This is a genomic window from Gemmatimonadota bacterium (assembly GCA_009838845.1).
Classification (GTDB): domain Bacteria; phylum Latescibacterota; class UBA2968; order UBA2968; family UBA2968; genus VXRD01.
Map to the genome: position 1 here is coordinate 17361 of VXRD01000105.1, position 20202 is coordinate 37562.

The 20202-nt window shown below is 51.0% G+C and carries 18 protein-coding genes and 1 pseudogene; 9 read left to right on the forward strand and 10 right to left on the reverse strand.

The features are described from left to right. From F4Y39_13710 to F4Y39_13725, 4 genes are read right to left on the reverse strand one after another with little or no spacing between them, the layout of a single operon-like run. Complete coding sequence (locus F4Y39_13710; protein ID MYC14781.1) at positions 1-666, reverse strand: ThuA domain-containing protein; 666 nt, start codon at positions 664-666, stop codon at positions 1-3. A gap of 15 nt (positions 667-681) precedes the next feature. Further along, a complete protein-coding gene (locus F4Y39_13715) occupies positions 682-1440 on the reverse strand; it encodes a hypothetical protein (protein ID MYC14782.1) in 759 nt (252 codons plus the stop codon). A gap of 15 nt (positions 1441-1455) precedes the next feature. Continuing rightward, entirely contained in the window at positions 1456-2301 is an 846-nt protein-coding gene (locus tag F4Y39_13720) for a phytanoyl-CoA dioxygenase family protein (protein ID MYC14783.1), read from the reverse strand. Between the two features lie 23 nt (positions 2302-2324). Further along, positions 2325-3716, reverse strand: a complete 1392-nt coding sequence (locus F4Y39_13725) for a sulfatase-like hydrolase/transferase (GenBank protein ID MYC14784.1) — start codon at positions 3714-3716, stop codon at positions 2325-2327. A 309-nt stretch (positions 3717-4025) separates the two neighbouring features. On the opposite strand from F4Y39_13725, the gene F4Y39_13730 reads away from it, so the two are divergent. The 4 genes from F4Y39_13730 (at position 4026) to F4Y39_13745 (ending at position 8358) form a co-directional block, all read left to right on the forward strand. Then, positions 4026-5120, forward strand: coding sequence for a lactonase family protein (locus F4Y39_13730; GenBank protein MYC14785.1), 1095 nt, complete (start codon positions 4026-4028; stop codon positions 5118-5120). Positions 5121-5214: 94 nt separating this feature from the next. After that, complete coding sequence (locus F4Y39_13735) at positions 5215-6597, forward strand: sigma-54-dependent Fis family transcriptional regulator (protein MYC14786.1); 1383 nt, start codon at positions 5215-5217, stop codon at positions 6595-6597. Continuing rightward, the gene (locus F4Y39_13740; protein ID MYC14787.1) at positions 6587-7930 is read left to right on the forward strand and encodes an ATP-binding protein; all 1344 of its coding nucleotides are present in this window, start codon (positions 6587-6589) and stop codon (positions 7928-7930) included. Before F4Y39_13735 ends, F4Y39_13740 begins: the two co-directional genes overlap by 11 nt. A 14-nt stretch (positions 7931-7944) precedes the next feature. After that, entirely contained in the window at positions 7945-8358 is a 414-nt protein-coding gene (locus tag F4Y39_13745) for a type II toxin-antitoxin system HicB family antitoxin (GenBank protein MYC14788.1), read from the forward strand. A 123-nt stretch (positions 8359-8481) separates the two neighbouring features. Here the strand turns inward: F4Y39_13745 and F4Y39_13750 are convergent, their stop codons facing one another. The 3 genes from F4Y39_13750 to F4Y39_13760 form a co-directional block, all read right to left on the reverse strand. Next, positions 8482-8727 carry a hypothetical protein gene (locus F4Y39_13750; GenBank protein MYC14789.1) on the reverse strand — a complete coding sequence of 82 codons (246 nt, stop codon included), beginning with the start codon at positions 8725-8727 and terminating at the stop codon, positions 8482-8484. Positions 8728-8868: 141 nt separating this feature from the next. Next, entirely contained in the window at positions 8869-9099 is a 231-nt protein-coding gene (locus tag F4Y39_13755; protein ID MYC14790.1) for a DUF4926 domain-containing protein, read from the reverse strand. Between the two features lie 62 nt (positions 9100-9161). Next, complete coding sequence (locus F4Y39_13760; GenBank protein MYC14791.1) at positions 9162-9377, reverse strand: hypothetical protein; 216 nt, start codon at positions 9375-9377, stop codon at positions 9162-9164. 129 nt (positions 9378-9506) lie between these two features. Between F4Y39_13760 and F4Y39_13765 the strand changes: the two genes are divergently transcribed. The 5 genes from F4Y39_13765 to coaD all read left to right on the forward strand — a co-directional run bounded on the left by F4Y39_13765 (position 9507) and on the right by coaD (position 15919). Further along, positions 9507-11891 (forward strand): DUF4962 domain-containing protein, encoded by a 2385-nt coding sequence (locus F4Y39_13765; protein ID MYC14792.1) that lies wholly within the window; start codon positions 9507-9509, stop codon positions 11889-11891. Between the two features lie 353 nt (positions 11892-12244). Then, positions 12245-13357, forward strand: coding sequence for an alkaline phosphatase (locus F4Y39_13770; protein MYC14793.1), 1113 nt, complete (start codon positions 12245-12247; stop codon positions 13355-13357). A gap of 54 nt (positions 13358-13411) precedes the next feature. After that, entirely contained in the window at positions 13412-14716 is a 1305-nt protein-coding gene (locus F4Y39_13775) for a sulfatase-like hydrolase/transferase (GenBank protein ID MYC14794.1), read from the forward strand. 4 nt (positions 14717-14720) lie between these two features. Next, the gene (locus F4Y39_13780; protein MYC14795.1) at positions 14721-15425 is read left to right on the forward strand and encodes a hypothetical protein; all 705 of its coding nucleotides are present in this window, start codon (positions 14721-14723) and stop codon (positions 15423-15425) included. A gap of 8 nt (positions 15426-15433) precedes the next feature. Next, entirely contained in the window at positions 15434-15919 is a 486-nt protein-coding gene (gene coaD, locus F4Y39_13785) for a pantetheine-phosphate adenylyltransferase (protein ID MYC14796.1), read from the forward strand. 67 nt (positions 15920-15986) lie between these two features. Here the strand turns inward: coaD and lon are convergent, their stop codons facing one another. The 3 genes and pseudogenes from lon to F4Y39_13800 all read right to left on the reverse strand — a co-directional run bounded on the left by lon (position 15987) and on the right by F4Y39_13800 (position 20156). Beyond that, positions 15987-18389 carry an endopeptidase La gene (gene lon, locus F4Y39_13790; protein ID MYC14797.1) on the reverse strand — a complete coding sequence of 801 codons (2403 nt, stop codon included), beginning with the start codon at positions 18387-18389 and terminating at the stop codon, positions 15987-15989. 494 nt (positions 18390-18883) lie between these two features. Next, a complete protein-coding gene (locus tag F4Y39_13795; GenBank protein ID MYC14798.1) occupies positions 18884-19327 on the reverse strand; it encodes a DUF2384 domain-containing protein in 444 nt (147 codons plus the stop codon). A 444-nt stretch (positions 19328-19771) separates the two neighbouring features. Then, positions 19772-20156 (reverse strand): annotated as a pseudogene (locus F4Y39_13800) (HigA family addiction module antidote protein). Between the last annotated feature and the right edge of the window lie 46 nt (positions 20157-20202).

The following is a 20202-nucleotide window of genomic DNA, read 5'->3' on the forward strand; positions in this document are numbered from 1 at the left end:
TTAATTCTCCAATCTTGCAGCCCATTTGATACATCCCGTGATGTGCGCGTGGAACCAGTCTTCGTGCCACAGGGCATCGGGGTGTCCCAGGGCGGTGTACATGACGCGGCCTTTGCCGTATTCGTGGCACCAGCCCATGGCGTAGTCGTTATCTTCGCGGTTGCCTTTTTCCAGATCTACGGTTTCGTTGTCGATCCGCATTAAGACATGGGTCTTGTTGCGGTCGTAATTTTTAAAGGTGTAGATTTCATCTGTTACCCGAAAATAGTCGCCCAGCATTTTTGTTGCGGGGTGGTTGGTGTCTTCGACGATGATCCCCACTTCATGGTGCCATGGATGGCCGTTGAACCATCCGCCGAGCATTTCGCCGTATTCGGGCCAGTCATAGCAGGTGTCGGTTGCGTTGTGTATGCCGAGAAATGATTTGCCGTTGCGGACAAAGTTCAGGATCGCGGTTTTTTGTTCGTCGGTAAAGGGCAGGTTCCCGGTGGTCGCAAATGCGAGGATGTCAAATTTTTCCAAATTCTCAGCGGAAATGCGGTCCAACCGATGCGTGGTTAAGACCCGCCATCCGTTCTTTTTGCCGATTGCTTTCAGAGCCACTTCTGCATCGGGCAAATAGCTGTGTTCAAATCCCGCTGAATGCCGCAGGAATAAGATGTTCATGTTTTTCCTTTCTGTTTAATAGAGACTCAACAGTCCCTCGGCGCCGCGAATGCGGCGTTTTTCGTATTCTTCAGATATCCATCGCGCATTTGACGGCAGGCCGGGATTGCGATAGGCATATACCACGCACCACCGTGTATCACTGCCCGGCTGTCGCGGGTTTACGCCGTGAGCGGCAAATGTCCACATGGCGATTACGGTTCCAGATGGCATAGAGGGCGCGTGTATCTGGAGGGGTTCACCCGTTATCGGGTGGGTTTTTCCGCTGAGCCATTGTTTTTGTAATGCTTTGTCTGAGTCAATACGCCCGATTTTTTCGCGGAATAGATGGCTGCCGGGTACGACTTTTAATCCGCCGTCGTCGGGTTCAAATCCGTTGACATAAAAGAAGATGCGAACAAATCCCAGACTGGGGTCTTCTTCTCCATACCCATGTGTGTGCCAGTGTGTTCCGCGGTTGCCCCCGGGGCGGTTCAGGCTGACGCAGTGATCATACCGAATATTTTCGCCCAGAATATCTCGCGCCAGTCTGAGCATTTGGGGATGGCCGATTAAGCTTTCGAGATACCAGTCAAATTCAGCGGCGAACCGATTGGGTTCATGGCCTTCTTCTGCCCGCGGTCTGAGTGACTCAATATAGGATAGGGATTCTGTCAATTTTTCCTGTGCGTCGTCTTTCAGCAGTCCCGGAAAGGCAATGTGTCCTTCGCGATCCATTTCTTCCCGTTCGGGTTCGCCGAATGTGAAATCGTGAAAAATGGGTTCCCATTCCATAATCCGATCCTCATACTATGCTATGGCTTCTTCGCCCAGGTGTTCAGATAGCCATCCGCGCAGGGGTACGTCTTCGTCAGTGGGAGAGGTGAATCCATATCCGCCGGTTGGCGCGTTGCCAAATAATTGTTTGCGGATGGGATCCAATCGGTCCCACCAGTGATCCATCGTTACGTCATCGCGGGGACGGAACCAGCGATAGCTATATCCGTAAAAGAGTGCCCGACGCGCTTCTGTCCAGTAATTTGCGCTTACCGAGTGCCAGAGTCTGCGATCAAAAAATACGGCTGTTCCCGGTTTGACCAGCACGGGTATTGCATCTTTGGGTTCGGATGTGCGGTCGTCGTTGGGAAAGTCGTAGTCGTTGATCAAATGGCTGCCCGGTATAATGTAAAAGTTGCCCCGGCCATCTTCACTGCAGTCCGTTAAAAAGTATGCTACTTTGATTGAGATGCGGGGTCGGGGATCTGTTTCTAATTCCTGATTGAGCAGGGCACTGTCTTGATGCCAGCGCAGATTTTTTCCACCCGTTCCGTTTGATACCGGGGGGGTGACGTTGAGGTGCGAGTGGTAGATTTGCAAGTTCCAGCTCAAGATATCCCACACTTTTGCGATGGTCCTGGGCCAATCTACCAGTTCGACAAATTCCCAGTCGAGGCCGATAAAGTCTCTGACGCTCAAGCGCCCGAGTTTATCTATGCCTTGTTTGGGACGCATTTCGGCATCTATGCGATCGATCACGGCGCACAGGCGCGCGGCGTGGTCGGGGTCGAGTGCATTTTCGATAATTAAATATCCATCGCGTTCAAACTGCAACCGCTCTTCTTCTGTCAGGCTATGCGATAGACATGAAGCATCCATGGCCGTCTCCTTTCTGTTTGTTTTTAAAACGCTTCCCAAAATGTTTTTCCCCATTCGCTTTTCGCATCGTCCCAGTCGTCGCGCCATTGGAACAGGGTTTCCCGCAGGTCTGCTACCTTGCTGGCGTGTGCTTTGTCGTCTGCGAGATTGTGCAGCTCCAGTGGGTCGTTTTTTAGGTCGAATAGTTGCGTTGTGCGGCGTCCATTTACGGCGTATTCGATGAGTTTAAATCGATTGTCTTTTACCATGCGTTGCCACTCGCGATACGCAGAGAACAGGGTGTCGCGCACCTGTTCATCGCCGTTGTTGAGTGCGGATACCAGACTGGTGCCTTCCACCGAGTTCGGTGTGGTGGTGCCGATTAAGTCGCACAGGGTTGGGAAAATATCGTGTAAGTACACATAGGCAGATCGTTTTTGCCCTGCGGGTACGCCCGGTCCGGAAAATATCAGGGGTACGCGCACGCTGTGTTCGTACATATTCTGTTTGCCGAAAAGCCCATGCTGCCCTACGGCGAGTCCATTGTCCCCGGCAAAGACGACGATGGTGTTATCCGCCATTCCGCGCGCGCTTATTGTGTCGATTACGCGCCCCATCTGCGCGTCTAAGTGGGTGATCATGGCATAGTATTCGGCAATGTGTTGCCGCACTTTGTAGGGGTCGCGGGGAAAGTCTTCGAGGACTTCATCGCGCACTTTCAGGTCGCCATTGTCAAATGGATGTCCGCCCATAAAGTTTTCGGGGAGTGGGATATCTTCAGGGTCGTACATGTCCAGATATTTTTGCGGCATTGTGCGCGGGTCGTGGGGAGCCATAAATGAGATGTACATAAAGAATGGGTTGTCGGTGTCGTATTTTTCCAGCCAGTCAATTGCACCTTCGGCAAATAATTCGCTGGAGTGTTTGCCCGCGGTTACGTGGTCGCCTTTTCGTATTTTTAAGGCGTTTGATTGATTTGGATTTGGGCACTGCAGGAGTACGGAGTCGTATTTGCCGGTGGGGTCATGATTAAATGCGGGCACGTTCCAGTGGTCGTCCATGCCCCCGAAAAAGATCTCTGCGCCGTCTGAAAAGCTGCGCGCAAAAGAAGCGGGTCCATTGTGCCATTTGCCCGTGCCCCAGGTGCGATAGCCGTTGGCTTGCAGATGTTCGCCCAGCATTACGTGGTCGTTGGGAATGCCCTGGCCCGCGCCGTCGAGGTGAAAGAGTGTGCGTCCCGTGTGCAACATGGCGCGGCTGGGCATGCATATTGCGCCCGATGTTCCGCCGGGTATGTGCGCGTGTGTAAATGTCGTGCCTTCTGCCACGAGGCGATCCAGTACGGGTGTTTGCACATCTGTATTGCCCAGCGCGCGAATGGTGTCAAATCGCTGGTCGTCGGTGAAAAAGAAGAGGATGTTGGGTTTTTTGCTCATATTTTCTCCTTAAAGGCGGTGAGATGTGAAAGGTGAGACGTGAGAGGAGGTAGGGCGGTCCTCTCACCTCTTACGACTCACCTCTTACGTGTATCAACTGAGCAATAAACGCTTCTCTTGCCGCAAAGTCAAGCCTGCAAAATGGTGTCTCCCTTTCTACTTTCTATTCGCCTAATCCAATGCTATATTGTGACAATAACTACCAATTTTAGGGACCAGGGGCTGGGGACTGGTTGGGTGGGCCCCGTATAAAAGCACTACGGGGCAGGCTCTCTTCCATCTTACGTCTCACCTTTTGGAGGTGTGTCCATGAAAACAATTTTTTTTGTTCTCTTTGTCATGTTAACGGGCAGTTTGTTTGCCCAACAATCCAATAGAAAGGATTCCAGTATGAAGTATCACATGTACGTCGCTGTATCTAAAGACAAGAAGCTCTTGCGCTATGATATGGACCCCGATACCGGCGACCTCACACTTGTTGAAGAACTTCCCGCCAAAGGCGGCATTGGTCCGCTTTGCACGGATCCGCGACAAAAATATCTCTATGCGGCTTTGCGCCAGTCCAAAGAGATAGTTACTTACAAAATTGATCCCGGAACGGGCGCGCTCGAGCATGTTGCCACTGCGCCTTTTGATGGCGGCTCTTGTTATATCAGTACGGATAAAACTGGACGGTATCTTTTTTCTGCGTATTACGGCGAGGGCGCGGTCGCTATCAATGCGATTGACAAAGATGGGGCTGTGCTTGCGCCGCATCGCCAGTGGATTCCCACGGATGAACACGCGCATTGTTTTTTTTCCGATCCCTCCAATCGTTTTTTGTTTGTACCGCATACGATGCCGGTCAATGCTATTTATCAATTTACCTTTGATGAGACCACAGGTGAGTTGGCGCCTAATGAGGTGGTGAAAGTCGATGCGGTTTATGGGGAGGGTCCTCGGCATTACGAGTTTCACCCGACTTTAGATGTGGTTTATGTTGCGAATGAAAATGGGTCCAGTGTTACGGTGTATGATTTTAACCCGGATAATGGAACGCTTGCGCCTCGCCAAACTCTTTCAACACTGCCAGAGGGGTTTACAGAGCGCAATACCTGCGCCCAAATTCACATTCATCCTTCGGGTAATTTTCTGTATATCTCCAATCGCGGGCACAATAGCATCGCGGGCTTCGCTGTGCAGGATGATGGTTCTCTCACGTCACTTGGACAAACGCCTACGGAACCTATTCCCCGTCCTTTCAATCTCGATCCCGAAGGCAATTTCCTCTTTGCAGCGGGTCAACAGTCAGACAAGATGGCCGGGTATCGGATTGACACGGAGACGGGCGATCTCACGCCGCTCAAAGTTTATGATGTGGGCGAACAACCGATGTGGATTATGATTCTCAAGCTCGAGAATTAAAAGGGGGCGCGAAGCGAGCGGGACGGCACAGGGGCGTCCTACGGTGGTGTTATTTGTAGGGGCGACCCCCTGTGGTCGCCCGGTCGAGGCTGTTATGGAATCGAAATCCTTCGACAAAATTCTCATTGTTGACGATGACCGCGATGTTCTGGTGGCGGCGCAACTCTTGCTCAAGCAGTATGCCGAACGCGTTGATACCGAGGCCGATCCCAACCGCATTCCCGGTCTGCTGCAAAATGATACTTATGATGTGATTTTGCTCGATATGAATTTTGAACAGGATGCGACGTCGGGCAAAGAGGGGTTTCACTGGCTGAGTCGCATTCTGGAGATTGATTCTTCGGCGGTGGTGATTCTCATTACGGCTTATGGTGGCGTTGAAACGGCTGTGCAAGCGATCAAAGAGGGTGCGACAGATTTTGTGCTCAAGCCGTGGCAAAATGAAAAGTTGCTCGCGACCCTTTCTTCTGCTGTGCGGTTGCGGCGGTCGCGGCTCGAAGTCAATCAGTTGCGCGCCGAACAAGAACAGCTTCGGGCAGATCTCGACGGTCAATTTCCCGATATGGTGGGTACATCGCGGGCCATGAGCGAGGTCTTTGATACGATTCAAAAAGTGGGGGCTACAGACGCCAATGTGCTGATCCTTGGCGAGAATGGAACCGGGAAAGATGCTGTTGCCCGCGCCCTGCACCGTCGATCTCGGCGTGCGTCAGAGGCGTTTATCCGCGTTGATCTCGGCGCTGTTTCAGAAAGCCTTTTTGAAAGCGAGCTTTTTGGGCACAAAAAAGGTGCTTTTACAGATGCGAGAGAAGACCGCGCCGGGCGTTTTGAAATCGCGTCGGGTGGCACGCTTTTTTTGGATGAAATTGGCAATCTCTCATTGCCGCTCCAGGCAAAGCTGCTGACGGCACTTGAAAACCGCACGGTTATTCGCCTGGGTACCAACCTACCCATTGATATTGATGTGCGACTGATCTGCGCGACCAATATGCCGATTCACGATATGGTGGCCCGCAATGATTTTCGGCAAGATCTTCTGTATCGCATCAATACTGTCGAACTCCATCTGCCGCCTCTGCGCGACCGCCTTGACGATATTCCCCTGCTGGTTGAGGTGTTTCTCGAGACGTACGGTCAGAAGTACAATAAACCGGGTATTGCCATTCAATCAGCAGCACTTGAGCATCTCAAAAATTACACATGGCCGGGCAATATCCGCGAATTGCAGCACGCGATTGAGCGGGCTGTGATTATGAACGAAAATGGCATTCTTCAACCGCTGGACTTTCCTCTCAGTGTTTCCGAACCCGCCGCAGGTGACGATATTCATTTTGACGACTTCAATCTCGAATACGTGGAGAAAACCGTTATTCGCAAGGCGATTGAGAAGCACCGCGGCAATATCAGTCACGCAGCGCGTGAACTCGGTCTCACACGTAGCGCGCTTTATCGCAGGCTCGAAAAGCATGGTTTATAAACACTTTCGCCTGATATGTATTTTGCGCGTGGCTCTTTTGTGCGTTACCACCTGTCTTTTCTTTTATTGTCTTTTTTTTAGTGAATACTACGCCACGCTTGCTATTATTGGTGCGTGTGTGGTCTATCAGACCTGGGCACTCATACACTATGTGGAGCGCACGCAGCGCGATCTCACGCGTTTTTTGCAGGCGATTCGCTATGAAGATTTTTCCCAATCTTTTACGGGTGCCGGGTTGGGGTCGGCGTACAACAATCTCAAGGATGCGTTTAACGAGGTGCTCGAGGCTTTTCGCAAGACGCGCGCAGAGAGAGAAGAGAATTTTCAGTATCTCCAGACCGTTGTCCAGCATGTGGGCATTGGTCTGATTTGCTATACGCCCGAAGGTCGTATTGAATTGATGAATACAGCGGCGCAGCGTTTGCTTCGCAAGCCCCATATGCGCGATGTGCGCGAATTGGAGGCGGTTAGCAAGGCGTTTTCAGAGGCGCTGCTCAAGCTCCGATCAGGCGACAAGACGCTGGTCAAAATTCAGGATGAGGACGAACTGCTCCAGATTATCGTCTATGCTACTGAACTGCGGATGCGGGGCGAGTCTTTTATTCTGGCGTCTATTCAAAATATCCAGAGCGAACTCGAAGAGCAGGAAATGGAGGCGTGGCAAAAGCTGATTCGGGTACTAACTCATGAGATCATGAATTCCATTACGCCCATTTCTTCTCTCACTTCCACCGTGCGCGATCTTTTGCCCGATTCTGCGCACGCTTCATCGCTCGATCCCGATACGCTGCCCGATGTTCACACGGCTCTGGAAACGATTCAGTCGCGCAGCGAAGGTCTGCTCCATTTTGTCGAGGCGTATCGCCAACTTACACACATATCGCGTCCCGATTTTCAAATTTTTCAGATTTCCGAACTTTTTGCCCGCGTTGTGTTTCTGATGCAGGGTGAGTGCGATAAGAATAATATCGCTCTTCATACGGGGATTGATCCCAGGACGCTCGAACTTACCGCCGATCCCGATCTCATCGAACAGGTGTTGATCAATTTGATGCGGAATGCCGTGCAAGCGCTTGCTGGTCGTTCCAATGCCCGCATGGACCTGTCGGCACAACTCGATGGGCGAGGCCGGGTTGTTATCCGCGTGCAAGACAATGGGCCGGGTATTTTGGAAGATGTGCAGGAGCGCATTTTTATTCCGTTTTTTACGACCAAACGCGATGGTTCGGGTATTGGTCTCGCGCTTTCCAGACAGATCATGCGCGTCCATCGCGGTACGATTAGTGTTCAGTCTAAGCCGGAAGAAGAGACGGTGTTTACGTTGAGGTTTTGAAAAGAGAAATTAACATGCGATTTCAAGGGAAAATTTATAAGGATGGAAAATTTTGGCTTGCGGAAATCCCAATGCTCGATGCTATGACTCAGGGATATACGAAAAAAGAAGCATGTGTTATGGTCAAAGACCTGATAGAGACGCTGGTCAACCGCCCAGAGTTTTCAGTCGAAGTTCATCCTGTAAAACACGGCGCTTTCGAAGTCGGTTCTTCGGATACACGCGCAATGATTAGCCTTATGCTCCGCCGTCAGCGTGAAAAAAGTGGTTTGTCATTATCCGAAGTTGCCCAACGCCTCGGTGTCCAATCCCGCAATGCTTATGCGCGGTACGAACAGGGCACGTCAGTGCCTACTCTCGAAAAATTCGACCAACTTCTAAAAGCTGTCTCTCCCGATAGCGATTTTGTGATGTACCAGACACAGTAAAATTTGAGCAGTGCCCAAAAATAAAAAAGCCGATGTTATTTAGTTAGACATCGGCTTTTGCTATTCTATCTATTGTAGCACATCTGTTAGTTATTTTTCACCTCACACCTTACACAGGTATTTTCAAAATCCCGGATAGTGTCTATCTGAGTGACATAACAGGGAGCAGAGCCTCTTTATCCAAGAAGAACTATTCTTTTGATCAGCACAAGAATCTGTTTGATTAGTTTCAACGTTCATCAATCGACTTTTAATGTTTTCTAATTCGCTTTCAACGCGCTCTAATCTCTCTCTCACACTTATGTCTTTCTGCGGCACAGTTGTATCTTCTGCTGCCAAAGTAAAAGAGTTCTTGCCGTTTGATCCCATAGCCAATCTCCTTTCAGTTGTGCTTATCCGGGAGCGTGTATATCCAAAAAGTAAAAACCCACTGCAAGAAGTCAAATGTTTTTATTGAATACTGAACATGGACACTTTAGTATGTAATTCTCTCTCTTATTAAAAAATATACTACGATTCAGCAGAAATGGCTACGGTGTCGTACACTTTCCTTTTCTCGCGTAATGGAAGGAGATCGTTTCCCTCACATGTTATAAGGGCATAGGTGTAGCCATCTTGAGCTACAAATTCGACTTCATAGCCGTCATCAGGATGACATTCTACAACTGTGCCTATTTCGCCACGTACCAATTTGTGTTCCAGCTTATCAATTGTTAATGCCACCACATCCAATAGGCGAATATCATTGGTCATCTTTCGCTCTTCTTCTAAATTTTTATGCCAATGACGCAATAGCTTCTGGCTCACTCAACGCGCAGAACATCCAGACCCAGAGACTTCACATCGGCTATTGCTGATCGAATTGCACTATCCATTGTTACCGCTTCTCGATGAAAATGAATTTGAGGAATATCGGCGATGGTGGCAAGTGTCCCGTCGTCAATAACGCCGTAGAATTTATCAGATTCTTCTTCTGTCGGATCAGGTGCGATAATCAGAGTGAATTTTTGAACTTTCATATAAAAAACATACCACAATCGCTATGGCTGGTCAATGTGGGACTTTATTTCCTCCTTGTATTACTTCTTTGTGCCGATTATTATGTCAACGCTACTTGAGTGATCACCAAAAGCTGTGAGTCCTTTTTTATGAGAGTTATCCACGCCCAACCGCGTGTCGCGCCGTCGCCGATTGATAATAAGCGCGTTGACCGCAATCCTCCGCCTTTGCTCTGGCCCACTGAGAAGGGCGAGGATGTGCGATACGCGGTTCGTCTATCTCGAGATCCCGGTTTTCCGGAATGCAGTACTATTGCAGAAGAGGGTTTTCCCTGGGCGATGTTCAATCCGCATCGAGAACTTGCGCCCGGGGTATGGTATTGGCAATACGGTACGTCGATAGATGGTGGTCCTTATCACTGGTCTGATAGATATGATTTTGAGATTACTGGTTCAGTGCGGTGTATGGAAACACCGCTGGCAACAGATGTGATTGCGGCTTGTCCGAAGATGCATCCCCGGCTCTGGACATTGCCAGATGACGTTGATGACTTCAAAGGCTATAGCAAGCGGTTTACGTCGCGTGCGGATCAGTTTCTCGATGCGCCGCTGAAAGACGATACCATGCCGCCGGATAAAGGGGAAGACGCGTATCAGGTTTTCAAATTTCACAGGTGGGGTAGTAAAGCGCTCGCGGGTAACATGGCTTCGGCAGTGCAATGGCTTATTCCGGCTTATTTGCTTTCGGGTGATGAATGCTATGCTCGGGAAGCGATACGCCGCGGGCTTCATGTGGCGAATTGGGATGCGGATGGGTACACCAATCCCGTTATTAGCGATTTTGCCGATGGTTCTTGTATGCGGGTTATGGCGGGTGTTTACGATTCTTGCTTTGATCTGCTTACGGAATCCCAGCGCGCGTGCCTGCGTGCGGCAATGGTTGTGCGGGCAGAGCGTTTTTTCAAGGAGGAGACGAATAAGATTGAGACGCTGGTTTTTCGCAGCCATTTCTGGCAACACTTGCTTATCGAATTTTCCGAGGTCGCTTTTGCGCTTTTGCACGCGTATCCCGATGCGGCACAGTGGGTGCGCTTTGTGTACGAGCTCTGGATTGCCCGCTTTCCCCTTATGGGAGGTGCAGATGGAGGCTGGGCAAATGGCAATTCTTATTTTGGGACGAATGTCGAGACGCTGCTCGTTCTCCCTTCGCGCATTGGAGAACTCAGCGGTGTGGATCTTTTTCAGGATGCATGGTATAAAAATAGTGCTAGTTTTCTGCTTTATACATGGCCGCCCCATTCGCGGTCGGATGGATTTGGCGATGGTACGGAACTGAAGGCGCATCCGACGGGTAATCATCTCGATTTTGTAGAGGATATGGCTGTTCGGTTTGACGATCCTTATGCAGCGTGGTATGTGCAGCAGTGGCGGGAAGAGGCAGAAGAGGAGGGTAATCCATTACTCATCTGGCACAAGCTCAAAGATCAAGAGGCAAGACCGCGCCCGCGTTCGCCCAAAGCATTGCCGCAGGGCAGGTGTTTTGCCGATGTTGGTATTGTGTCGCTGCATACGGATCTCGCAAATACCCGACGAGATCTCATGGTGGGCATGCGGTCCAGTCCCTATGGTTCGCTTCTCCATTCTCACGAGTGTCAGAATGGGTTTAATATTTTTTACGGCGGGGAGCCTCTTTTCAGGAATTCGGGGTATTATACGTCTGCGGGTGACGATCATTCAAAGCAATGGTATAGAGCTACGCGCGGACACAATTCGGTTCTCATAGATGGCAAGGGTCAGCCCCGAGGTGCTGAGAGTTATGGTGTAATTTCCAGGTTTCTCAATGGCAAACACATGGCTTACGCGCTCGGGGATGCGTCCCATGCGTATGGGGATGCGGGTCTCGGGCGTTTTCGCCGGCATCTGGTGCTTTTGAGGCCAGATGTTCTGGTGATTTACGATGATCTGGAAGCCGATCACGACGCTTGCTGGCAATGGCTCGTCCACGGGGACCGGGAAATTACTGCTGATGTTTGTCACCAGCGGTTGTACACGCAGACTCGTGTTGCGCGCGGTCAGGTGAATATTTTTGGGTCGCAAAAATTGCATATTGAGATTGATACGGTTTTTGATCCGCCCGCGGTCAACTGGGGGGGTAATAAAACTTTTCTGGGGAAAAGTATGGCGGTTTTTCCCGATCAATGGCACGTTACAGTCTCGCCTGAGAGGACGTGCAATATTATGCGTTTTCTCGCTGTTTTTCAGGTGCGTGACCGGGAAGATGACGCGCGGTTTCAAGACCCTGTTCAGAGAGATGGATGGATTTGTTTGGGCGATTGGATTATTCGGGGGGAGTTAAATCCCGATCGTGGTCCCGCGCTCGAGATTCGCCATGAGGACAGGGGTATCGCTCTCGGTGTGGATGTCCCATTGCTTGCGGTAGGCGAGAGACGGTATCGCGGGTCCGATGCCACGGTGCTTGTTGAACCATCAGGTGTTCAAAGGACGACGGATTCCTTGCCCCAGGCGGCGAGATGAATCACAGGAGAAAAATGATGAAGGTGCTGTTCATTGGTTTTTACATGTTGGCGCTGTTTGCCAATAGCTATGGTAGCGGTCCCTATCAGGCTACGGGGATTAAAATTTGCGAGGTGGATCAGACCAGTGCGATTGTCTGGGCGCGTTTGAGCAAGGATCCCCAGCGGATAGATAAAAGCCATCCCAGGCCCACTGTGCGCTATCGAAATCCCGAGACGGGCGAATTGGAACGGCGCCAGGGCCGACGCACTATGAAACCCGTTGTTCTGTTTCCCGATGGTTCCGATATCTATACGATTGAGGGGGCGGTTCCCGGTACGTTGGGGGATGTGCGCGTGCGGTATGCTGTTGAAATGTCAGATGACTGGAAGAGTACGCCCTGGCGTGCTGTGGATCCCAATCGCGATTTTACGCGGCAGATCAAGCTGACGGATCTAAAGCCGGGTACGCGGTATCAAATCGAGGTGCAGTCTCGCGCTGAGACAGATGGACAAATGGTCTCTGGGCGTTTTCGCACGGCACCTTCTGTAGATCAATCCGCCCGTGTTGTTTTTCACGTTTCTACTTGTCAGGCTTATGGCGATCAAGACGCACCTGAGGGGGGCTATCGCATTTACGCGAGTATATTAAAGCGCGATCCCGATTTTTTTGTGCATGCAGGGGATATTGTCTATTACGACAGCCGGGCAAAGAATCTGTCTCTGGCGCGCTGGCACTGGGCGCGGATGTATAGCCTGCCTACCAATGTCGCATTTCACCGGGAGGTTGCCAGTTATTTTATTAAAGATGATCACGATACCTGGATGAACGATTGTTGGCCGGGTCAACAGACGGTATTTATGGGCGAATTTACCTTTGAGCAGGGTCTGGCTGTTTTTCGGGAGCAAGTTGGGATGGGCGCCCGCACGTACCGAACGGTGCGCTGGGGTAAAGATTTGCAGATCTGGATGGTTGAAGGCCGCGATTTTCGGAGTCCAAATACGATGGCAGATGGTCCTGAAAAGACGATCTGGGGAAGAGAGCAAAAGGCGTGGTTTAAAGATACTGTGCGGGCTTCCGATGCCACGTTCCGCATTCTCATCAGTCCCACGCCAGTGGTTGGTCCTGACCGCTCGGGGAAGAAGGACAACCACGCCAACAAGGTGTTTTCTCATGAGGGGAATGAATTGCGCCAGTTTATCGCGGGACAAAAAAATATGGTCGTTGTTTGCGGTGACCGGCACTGGCAATACGTCTCTGTTGATGAGAAAACAGGTGTGCGAGAGTATTCCTGTGGTCCTGCCAGCGATGAACACGCCGGTGGATGGTCTAATGATAAGCGGCTGCCCGAGCATCGCTATCTCAATGTTATCGGTGGTTTTCTGGAGGGTGTAGTGGATCGGGAAAACGATATTCCCGTTCTCATTTTCCGCCATTTTGGAGTGGATGGCAATTTGCTCAATGAAGATCGCCTCGTGGCTCAATAATAGTGCTTATCAGAGAGCCCGTAAAACCCATCGGCTTTAGCGTTGGGAGTAATCATGAAACCCAATATTCTCTTTATACACGTCGATCAAATGCACGCCGATGCGATCTCTGCGCTCGGCTGCGAATACGTACACACACCTGCTATTGACGAGCTCGTGCGCGAAGGCTATACCTTTATCAATGCCTATTGCGCCATGCCCCAGTGCTGTCCTTCGCGGGCGTGTTGGTACACGGGGCGCATGTCCAAAGAACACGGCGTTGTCGTCAATTCCTATCCCATTGATCCCAATATTCCAGACCTGGGCCAGTGGCTGCGCCGCGAAGACTATGAGTGTTTGTACACGGGCAAATGGCACGTCACGGGACGCGATTTGCACGCGAGTTTTGATGTGTTGCAACCCCAGCACGGTATGGGCGAACTCAACGACGGCAATGTCGCCCGATCAGCTGTCGCCTATCTGAAAAATCGCACGTCTGATAAGCCCTTCTTTTTGAGCGTTGGATTTCTCAATCCGCACGATTGCTGCTTTCCCGCGATGTCCCACGGCGGCCCGGGCAAATACGGTTTTGCATCGAAAATTGAGGGCGATCTCCCGCCTCTTCCGGGCAATTTTGACGACGAATACGCCCGGCGCGGTCGGCCCAGTACTCGCCAGTGGTCGCGCCGCGATTGGCAGTATTACATCTATCAGTATTACCGCATGGTCGAGATGGTTGACGCCGAAGTCGGCCGCGTCATGCACGCTCTTCGCGCATCGCCTTATGCTCGCAACACCCTCGTCATCTTTGCCTCTGACCACGGCGATGGCCTCGGCTTTCACAGCAATACCAGCAAGGGCTTTCTCGAAGAAGAAGCGTTTCGCGTGCCCACCATTGCGTGGTGGCCCGGGCGTATTCCCGAAGGTGTGCGGGATGCCGAGCACCTCATCTCAGGCGTCGATATTCCCGCTACGATATGCGACTATGCCGGCGCACCGCCCTTGCCCAAAGCTACTATTGCGCGTTCATTACGTCCCATTTTTGAACGGCGCAATGTCCCGTGGCGCACCTATGTCATCGGCGAAACTTCTATTGGTCGGCTATCGGTTGCCGTGCGCGATGTGCGCTACAAAAGCATTATTGAACGGGATAACACGCGCCTCTACGACCTTCAAAACGATCCGCTCGAAACGCAAGACCTCGCCGATGATGCGCACTGTACAGATATTGTCGCGCGCCATCGGGCACATTTTCGCGAGTACATATCCCAAATTGAAATGTATCCCGAACCAGAAGAAATTGATCTCGACAGGCTGAAGCGCGGCAATGTCTATCGCGACTATATCGACTGGTATCTTTCCGTTCTCAACGAGGCCTGATCCCATGGCGATTGACACTATTGGTCCCTATGCCGTTCAACCCATTCGCGATTTTCTCGCGGGTTTCACACCGGTCCAGAAGTCTGTCGTGGATGCCGATTGTGCCACGCTTACTTACGATATTCTCAACTGGTCCTTTGCGCCCGCGCAACCGCCGCCTTGTCCCAACAGCGTGTATGGCTCGGTGACTATTGGGCGCGAACAGGGTGGCGCGTATCGCATCCGCCAGCAAACCCACATTGGCGGCGAACCGACTATTTTTGAGGCGGATGTGATCTGCAACTCCGACGATACCCTCAAATCCTGGACGCTGTACACTTATCGCGCCGATGCCGAGGGCGAGCCGATTCCGATTTCTGAACTGCGCGAAAGCTGGGAAAATAACAATGGTCATATCCAGTCGCGAGATGGTGCATATAAATACCGCGCGACGCGTCCGGTTTTCAACCATTGGACACTCCCCCACATTTTGCTATGTGGAAGGCACTCCTTGCCAATGGCGTTTGATCTGATGCAGGATCTGTCCCTTTTGCGCCCCAATCACAAGCTCGTTGCCGATGGATCAGTTGAACTCTCTGTCGGCTCTTATACAACTTGTGTTCAATCTGGGGAAGGTATCTTGCCCGTCCACTATTTGCTGGACGAAGACCGCCGTCCACAGCTCATTACTTTTGGCCTTATTGCCTGGGCACTCACCGATATTTCATGAGGAAAACGATGAAAAAAGCCGTTTATGCCGCCAGCTTTGATCCCGTTACTCACGGCCATCTGTGGGTTATTCAGGAGGCTGCAGAGCTTTTCGATCAGCTCGTTGTCGCTATTGGAATCAATCCGGATAAAGACTATACGTTTTCACTGGAGGATCGGCTCGGTCTGCTTTATGAAACCACGTCGCAGTTCGATAATGTCGCGGTCGCCAGTTACGAAAATCAGTTTCTGGTCAATTACGCACGCGGTATTGGCGCAGGTTATATTGTGCGGGGTATTCGCACGCAGAGCGACTATGAGTTTGAACGCAGGATGCGCTATATTAACAGCGATCTGGACGATACGATTACGACTATCTTTTTGATGCCCCCGCGAGAGATTGCCGAGATCAGTTCCAGTTTTATTAAAGGGCTGGTGGGTCCCGATGGCTGGCAAGATGTTGTGAGACGCTATGTTCCGGAGCCTGTTTTTGAGAAATTTGTGGAGTATTTTTAAAGGCGGTGAGAGAAGCAAGTGTGAAGTGTGAAGTGAGAGGCGACCCCCTGTGGTCATGGGATACGTCTCAATTCACACTGAACACCTCAGCCATTGGCTTGCGGGGGCGTTTCATGAGGGCGGTTTCCAGTACCTGATCCATGTGCGATGCAAATACCAGTCTTATGTCTTTGCGCGCTGTGTCGGGTATTTCGCGTGCGTCTTTGCGGTTGTCTTCGGGTAGGATTACGGTTTTTACACCTGCGCGGTGTGCTGATAGGACTTTATCGCGTACGCCGCCGATGGGCAGTACTTTGCCGCGCAGTGTAATTTCGCCTGTCATTGCCACGTCTTTGCGGATGGGCCGATTGGTAAATACCGATGCGAGGACTGTGGCCATGGTAATGCCTGCCGAGGGGCCGTCTTTGGGTACGGCACCTGCGGGTACGTGTACGTGTACGTCTTTGTTTTCGTTAAACTGCGCGTTTAGCTCCAGTTCATGCCAGCGCGACCGCACATAGGTCATGGCTGCATGCGCGGATTCCTTCATTACGTCGCCGACCTGTCCGGTCAGATTTAACTCGCCTTTACCGGGTATGACGGTTGCTTCGACAAAGAGGACATCACCACCGGTAGATGTTACGGCGAGGCCAGCGGCGACGCCCACCTCGTGATCTTCTTCGGCTACTTCGTGGCGGAATTTTTGCGATCCCAGATATTCGGCGATGTTTTTTTGATGGATGTGTACGCGCCGCTTGCGGCCCTGGGCAAATTTGCGGGCTACTTTGCGCGCTACGGTTGCGATTTCGCGCTCCAGATTTCGCACCCCGGCCTCGCGGGTGTAGTGCTGGATGACTTCTTGCAGGGCCGCTTTGTCGAAGGATGCTTTTTGGGGGGTCAATCCGTGTTCTGAGATCTGGCGTTTGACCAGGTATCGTCGCGCGATTTCCATTTTTTCGGTTTCGGTATATCCCGAGACTTCCAGTACTTCCATCCGGTCCATGAGTGCGGGTGGGATTGTGTGGAGTGAGTTGGCAGTGGCGAGGAATAAGACTTCTGAGAGGTCAAAGGCGACGTCAAGGTAGTGATCCACAAAGGTGTTGTTTTGCGCTGGGTCCAGGACCTCCAGCAGTGCTGCGGAGGGGTCGCCGCGAAAATCCGCGCCGAGTTTGTCGATTTCATCCAGCATAAATACGGGATTTTTTGTGCCTGCGCGTCGCAGTCCCTGGATGATGCGTCCGGGCAGTGCGCCGATGTAGGTGCGGCGATGTCCCCGAATTTCCGATTCGTCGCGGATGCCGCCCAATGACATTCTGACAAATTTGCGGTTGAGTGCGCGCGCCACGGATTTGCCCAGTGATGTTTTTCCCGTGCCCGGGGGGCCGACCAGTAACAAGATAGGCCCTCGCATGTCGTCTTTCAATTGGCGCACGGACAGGTACTCCAGGATGCGTTCTTTGGGTTTTTCCAATCCATAGTGGTCTGCGTTTAAGACGCGCTCGGCTTTTTTGATGTCTAATTGATCGCTTGTCTTTTTGTTCCAGGGGAGTTCGACGAGCCAGTCCAGATAGGTGCGCGATACGGTGTATTCGGCAGAGGCTTCGGGCATGCGCGCCATGCGTTTTAGCTCGCGTTCGGCTTCTGTTTTTGCTTCTTCGGACATGCCAGCGGCTTCGATTTTTTCGCGCAGTTCTTCGATTTCGGCGCCGATGTCCTCTCCTTCGCCCAGTTCATCCTGGATTGCCCGCAGTTGCTGGCGTAAGAAATATTCTTTTTGGGCGTCTTCCATGGTTCCCGCGGCTTCTGAACTGATTTTTTCCCGCAGTTCCAGTATTTCAACTTCGCGATTTAGAAATTGATTGATGGCTTCCAATCGTCGGTACAGATTGCGCTCGGTTAGTATTTTTTGTTGGTCTTCAAATCCCACGTTGAGTTGTGAGGCGATGAAGTCTGCCTTGTGGGATATTTCTGAGAGGGCATCCAGGGCTTCCCCGACTTCTCTGGGTACATTCGGGGCGAGTGCTACGGCTTTTTTGAACTGGCCGAATATATTGCGCGCGAGAGCTTCCAATTCTGTGTTGTGTTCTATGTCTGATGCTATTTTCTCAACTTGCGCTATGGGATGAGGTTGCGATTGCAATACATCTATGAGTGATAGTCGCGCCATGCCCTGTACGAGCACTTGCATGCGGCCGTCGGGCATTTCCGCGGATCGCGCGATGTAGATTGCCGTGCCTACGGGATATAGAGACTCCCGGCGGATATCTTCTTCGGCGTCGCTTTCTTCCAGTTCTCCAAATATGGCGAGTACCTTGTGCCCGGCGTCTATTGCCGCTTGCGCGGCTTTTACCGCGCGTTCGTCTTCCAATAATAAGGGGGCAGCCATCAGGGGATAAATCACCACTTCTGATGTCACCAGCATGGGTAATTCAGATGGGATGCTATACGCTTCGATTGCGTTTACGCTTGTGAGAGGGTTGTCGTTTGGCATGATTAGATGCTCCTTGGAATGATGGTATATTAACATTACCATTTTTTAAGCAATATCCGTGCCTGAAAATTTAAATTTAGCTAATTACTTTATTTACAAATAGATATCAATTTTTGTTCCAATATTTAATCCGAGGAGTGCCGATTTTGCTACCCGATTTCAGTCATAATGGCAGGTGTTATGACCATTGAGGCATAATATCTCTTTTGTGGATGTGCGCGTGGTGCGCCGGTATCTTGGAAAAATACAAGAAAGCCCGTTGATCGGTAATGATCAACGGACTTTTAATGTTGTACTTGAAAATGCTTGGCTCTGTTTGACCTAGTTGGCGTTCACCTTCCTCCATCATGTACGCCCGGGCTTATGGCATTGTCAATGTGATGCCATAGTCGTTCAGAGCGTTCCAAAGATCGGCGTGTTGAGTCAATGGCCTGACTGCCAGCGTATCCAATTTGTCGAACGCCCGATCAAAATAATATCGACATAGCTGGCCATCATCCAAAGTCACCCTGGAGGTATCCTTTGGCGGCAGCCTTAACACGGGCGACTTCTCCTTTGTGAAGAAGGGCAAGCGGTTCCGCTCCATCAAGCGCGTCGTTTGGTGCTGTCAGCCAATACCACATTTCATAGGCATCATCGAATAGCTGGGTAATACGATCAAGCCTTTTTATAGGTTGTCCGTGTTTGTCGAATTGTCCAGCGGGAAAGACATAATCGTGCCTGGCATTTTTCCATCCGACTATATGCCCTTTCTTCAGCCAGTCGTGAACAACCTGGTGGTGATTGAGGCCAGCGAGGACGACAATTTGCGTGGAAGTTAGCAGATCCTCCATCTCTTCCATCTCTTGGGTATTTGCCTCGATCAATTCTTTCGCCTGTTTCTCATCAATTAGACATGGTTCGGTACCTTCAATGGTTTCTATATTTTGCGTATTCATTTTCGATTCTCCGATGCTTGCTTATTCCACAACTTCCCAGCACATGGGAAATATAGCCCCTTTTGGATGTCTGTCAACATTTGACGCGTAGCATACGACCCGTAATCTGTTTAGCACGTCGTCAATCGGATGGGGGAGGTTGCTTTTAACTTTATTCGCATTGTTAGCTTCACTCTCGTCAGTCTGGATTGCCTCAATCATTTTGCGCTCGCGATCCAATTCGAGCCTCAATTCTTCCTCAGTGGGAAATGGAGCATGTATTTCGAGGCGAATAGTTGCGTTGTTTGGAGGGATTCGCTCCGCAGTGCGGAGCGTTTTGAAAAGGTGCGGGTTGCTGTGATAGTCTCGTTCAATTTTGAAGTCACACATCGCACTGGTTTGAATCAGAAACAGCCTCTCTTTTGATGCCATGATTTTTCAGCGATGGCGGATCAACTTTGCACATTATGTTGTGCCAGCCTGTCCTGCTATGGAGGATGCAATCAGCGGTTCTATCTCCCGCTCAATGGCGACGTACCGTGTGCTCGGCGACATCGAGATCGTAGCGGGTCTGAAGATTGATCCAGAACTCAGGCGTCATGCCAAAGTAGTGACCAAGGCGTAGCGCGGTATTGATTGTAATTCCATTAATTCCACGCACGATAGCGTCTAAGTCCTTTTCCGAAACCTTGATCCCTTGAGCAAGGCGAGCCACACTGAGATTCATCGGAATAAGGAATTCATCGCGCAGGATCTCGCCAGGATGTACCGGAGACAGTAGCTGTCCGGTTGTGACTTCTGAGAAGTCAACCTTTCGCCGGTCCAGTTCTTCGCGTTTAATGGTCATCATTTACCTCCTCAACAAGGCACTGAACGTACGCAACCGAACGGTCTGA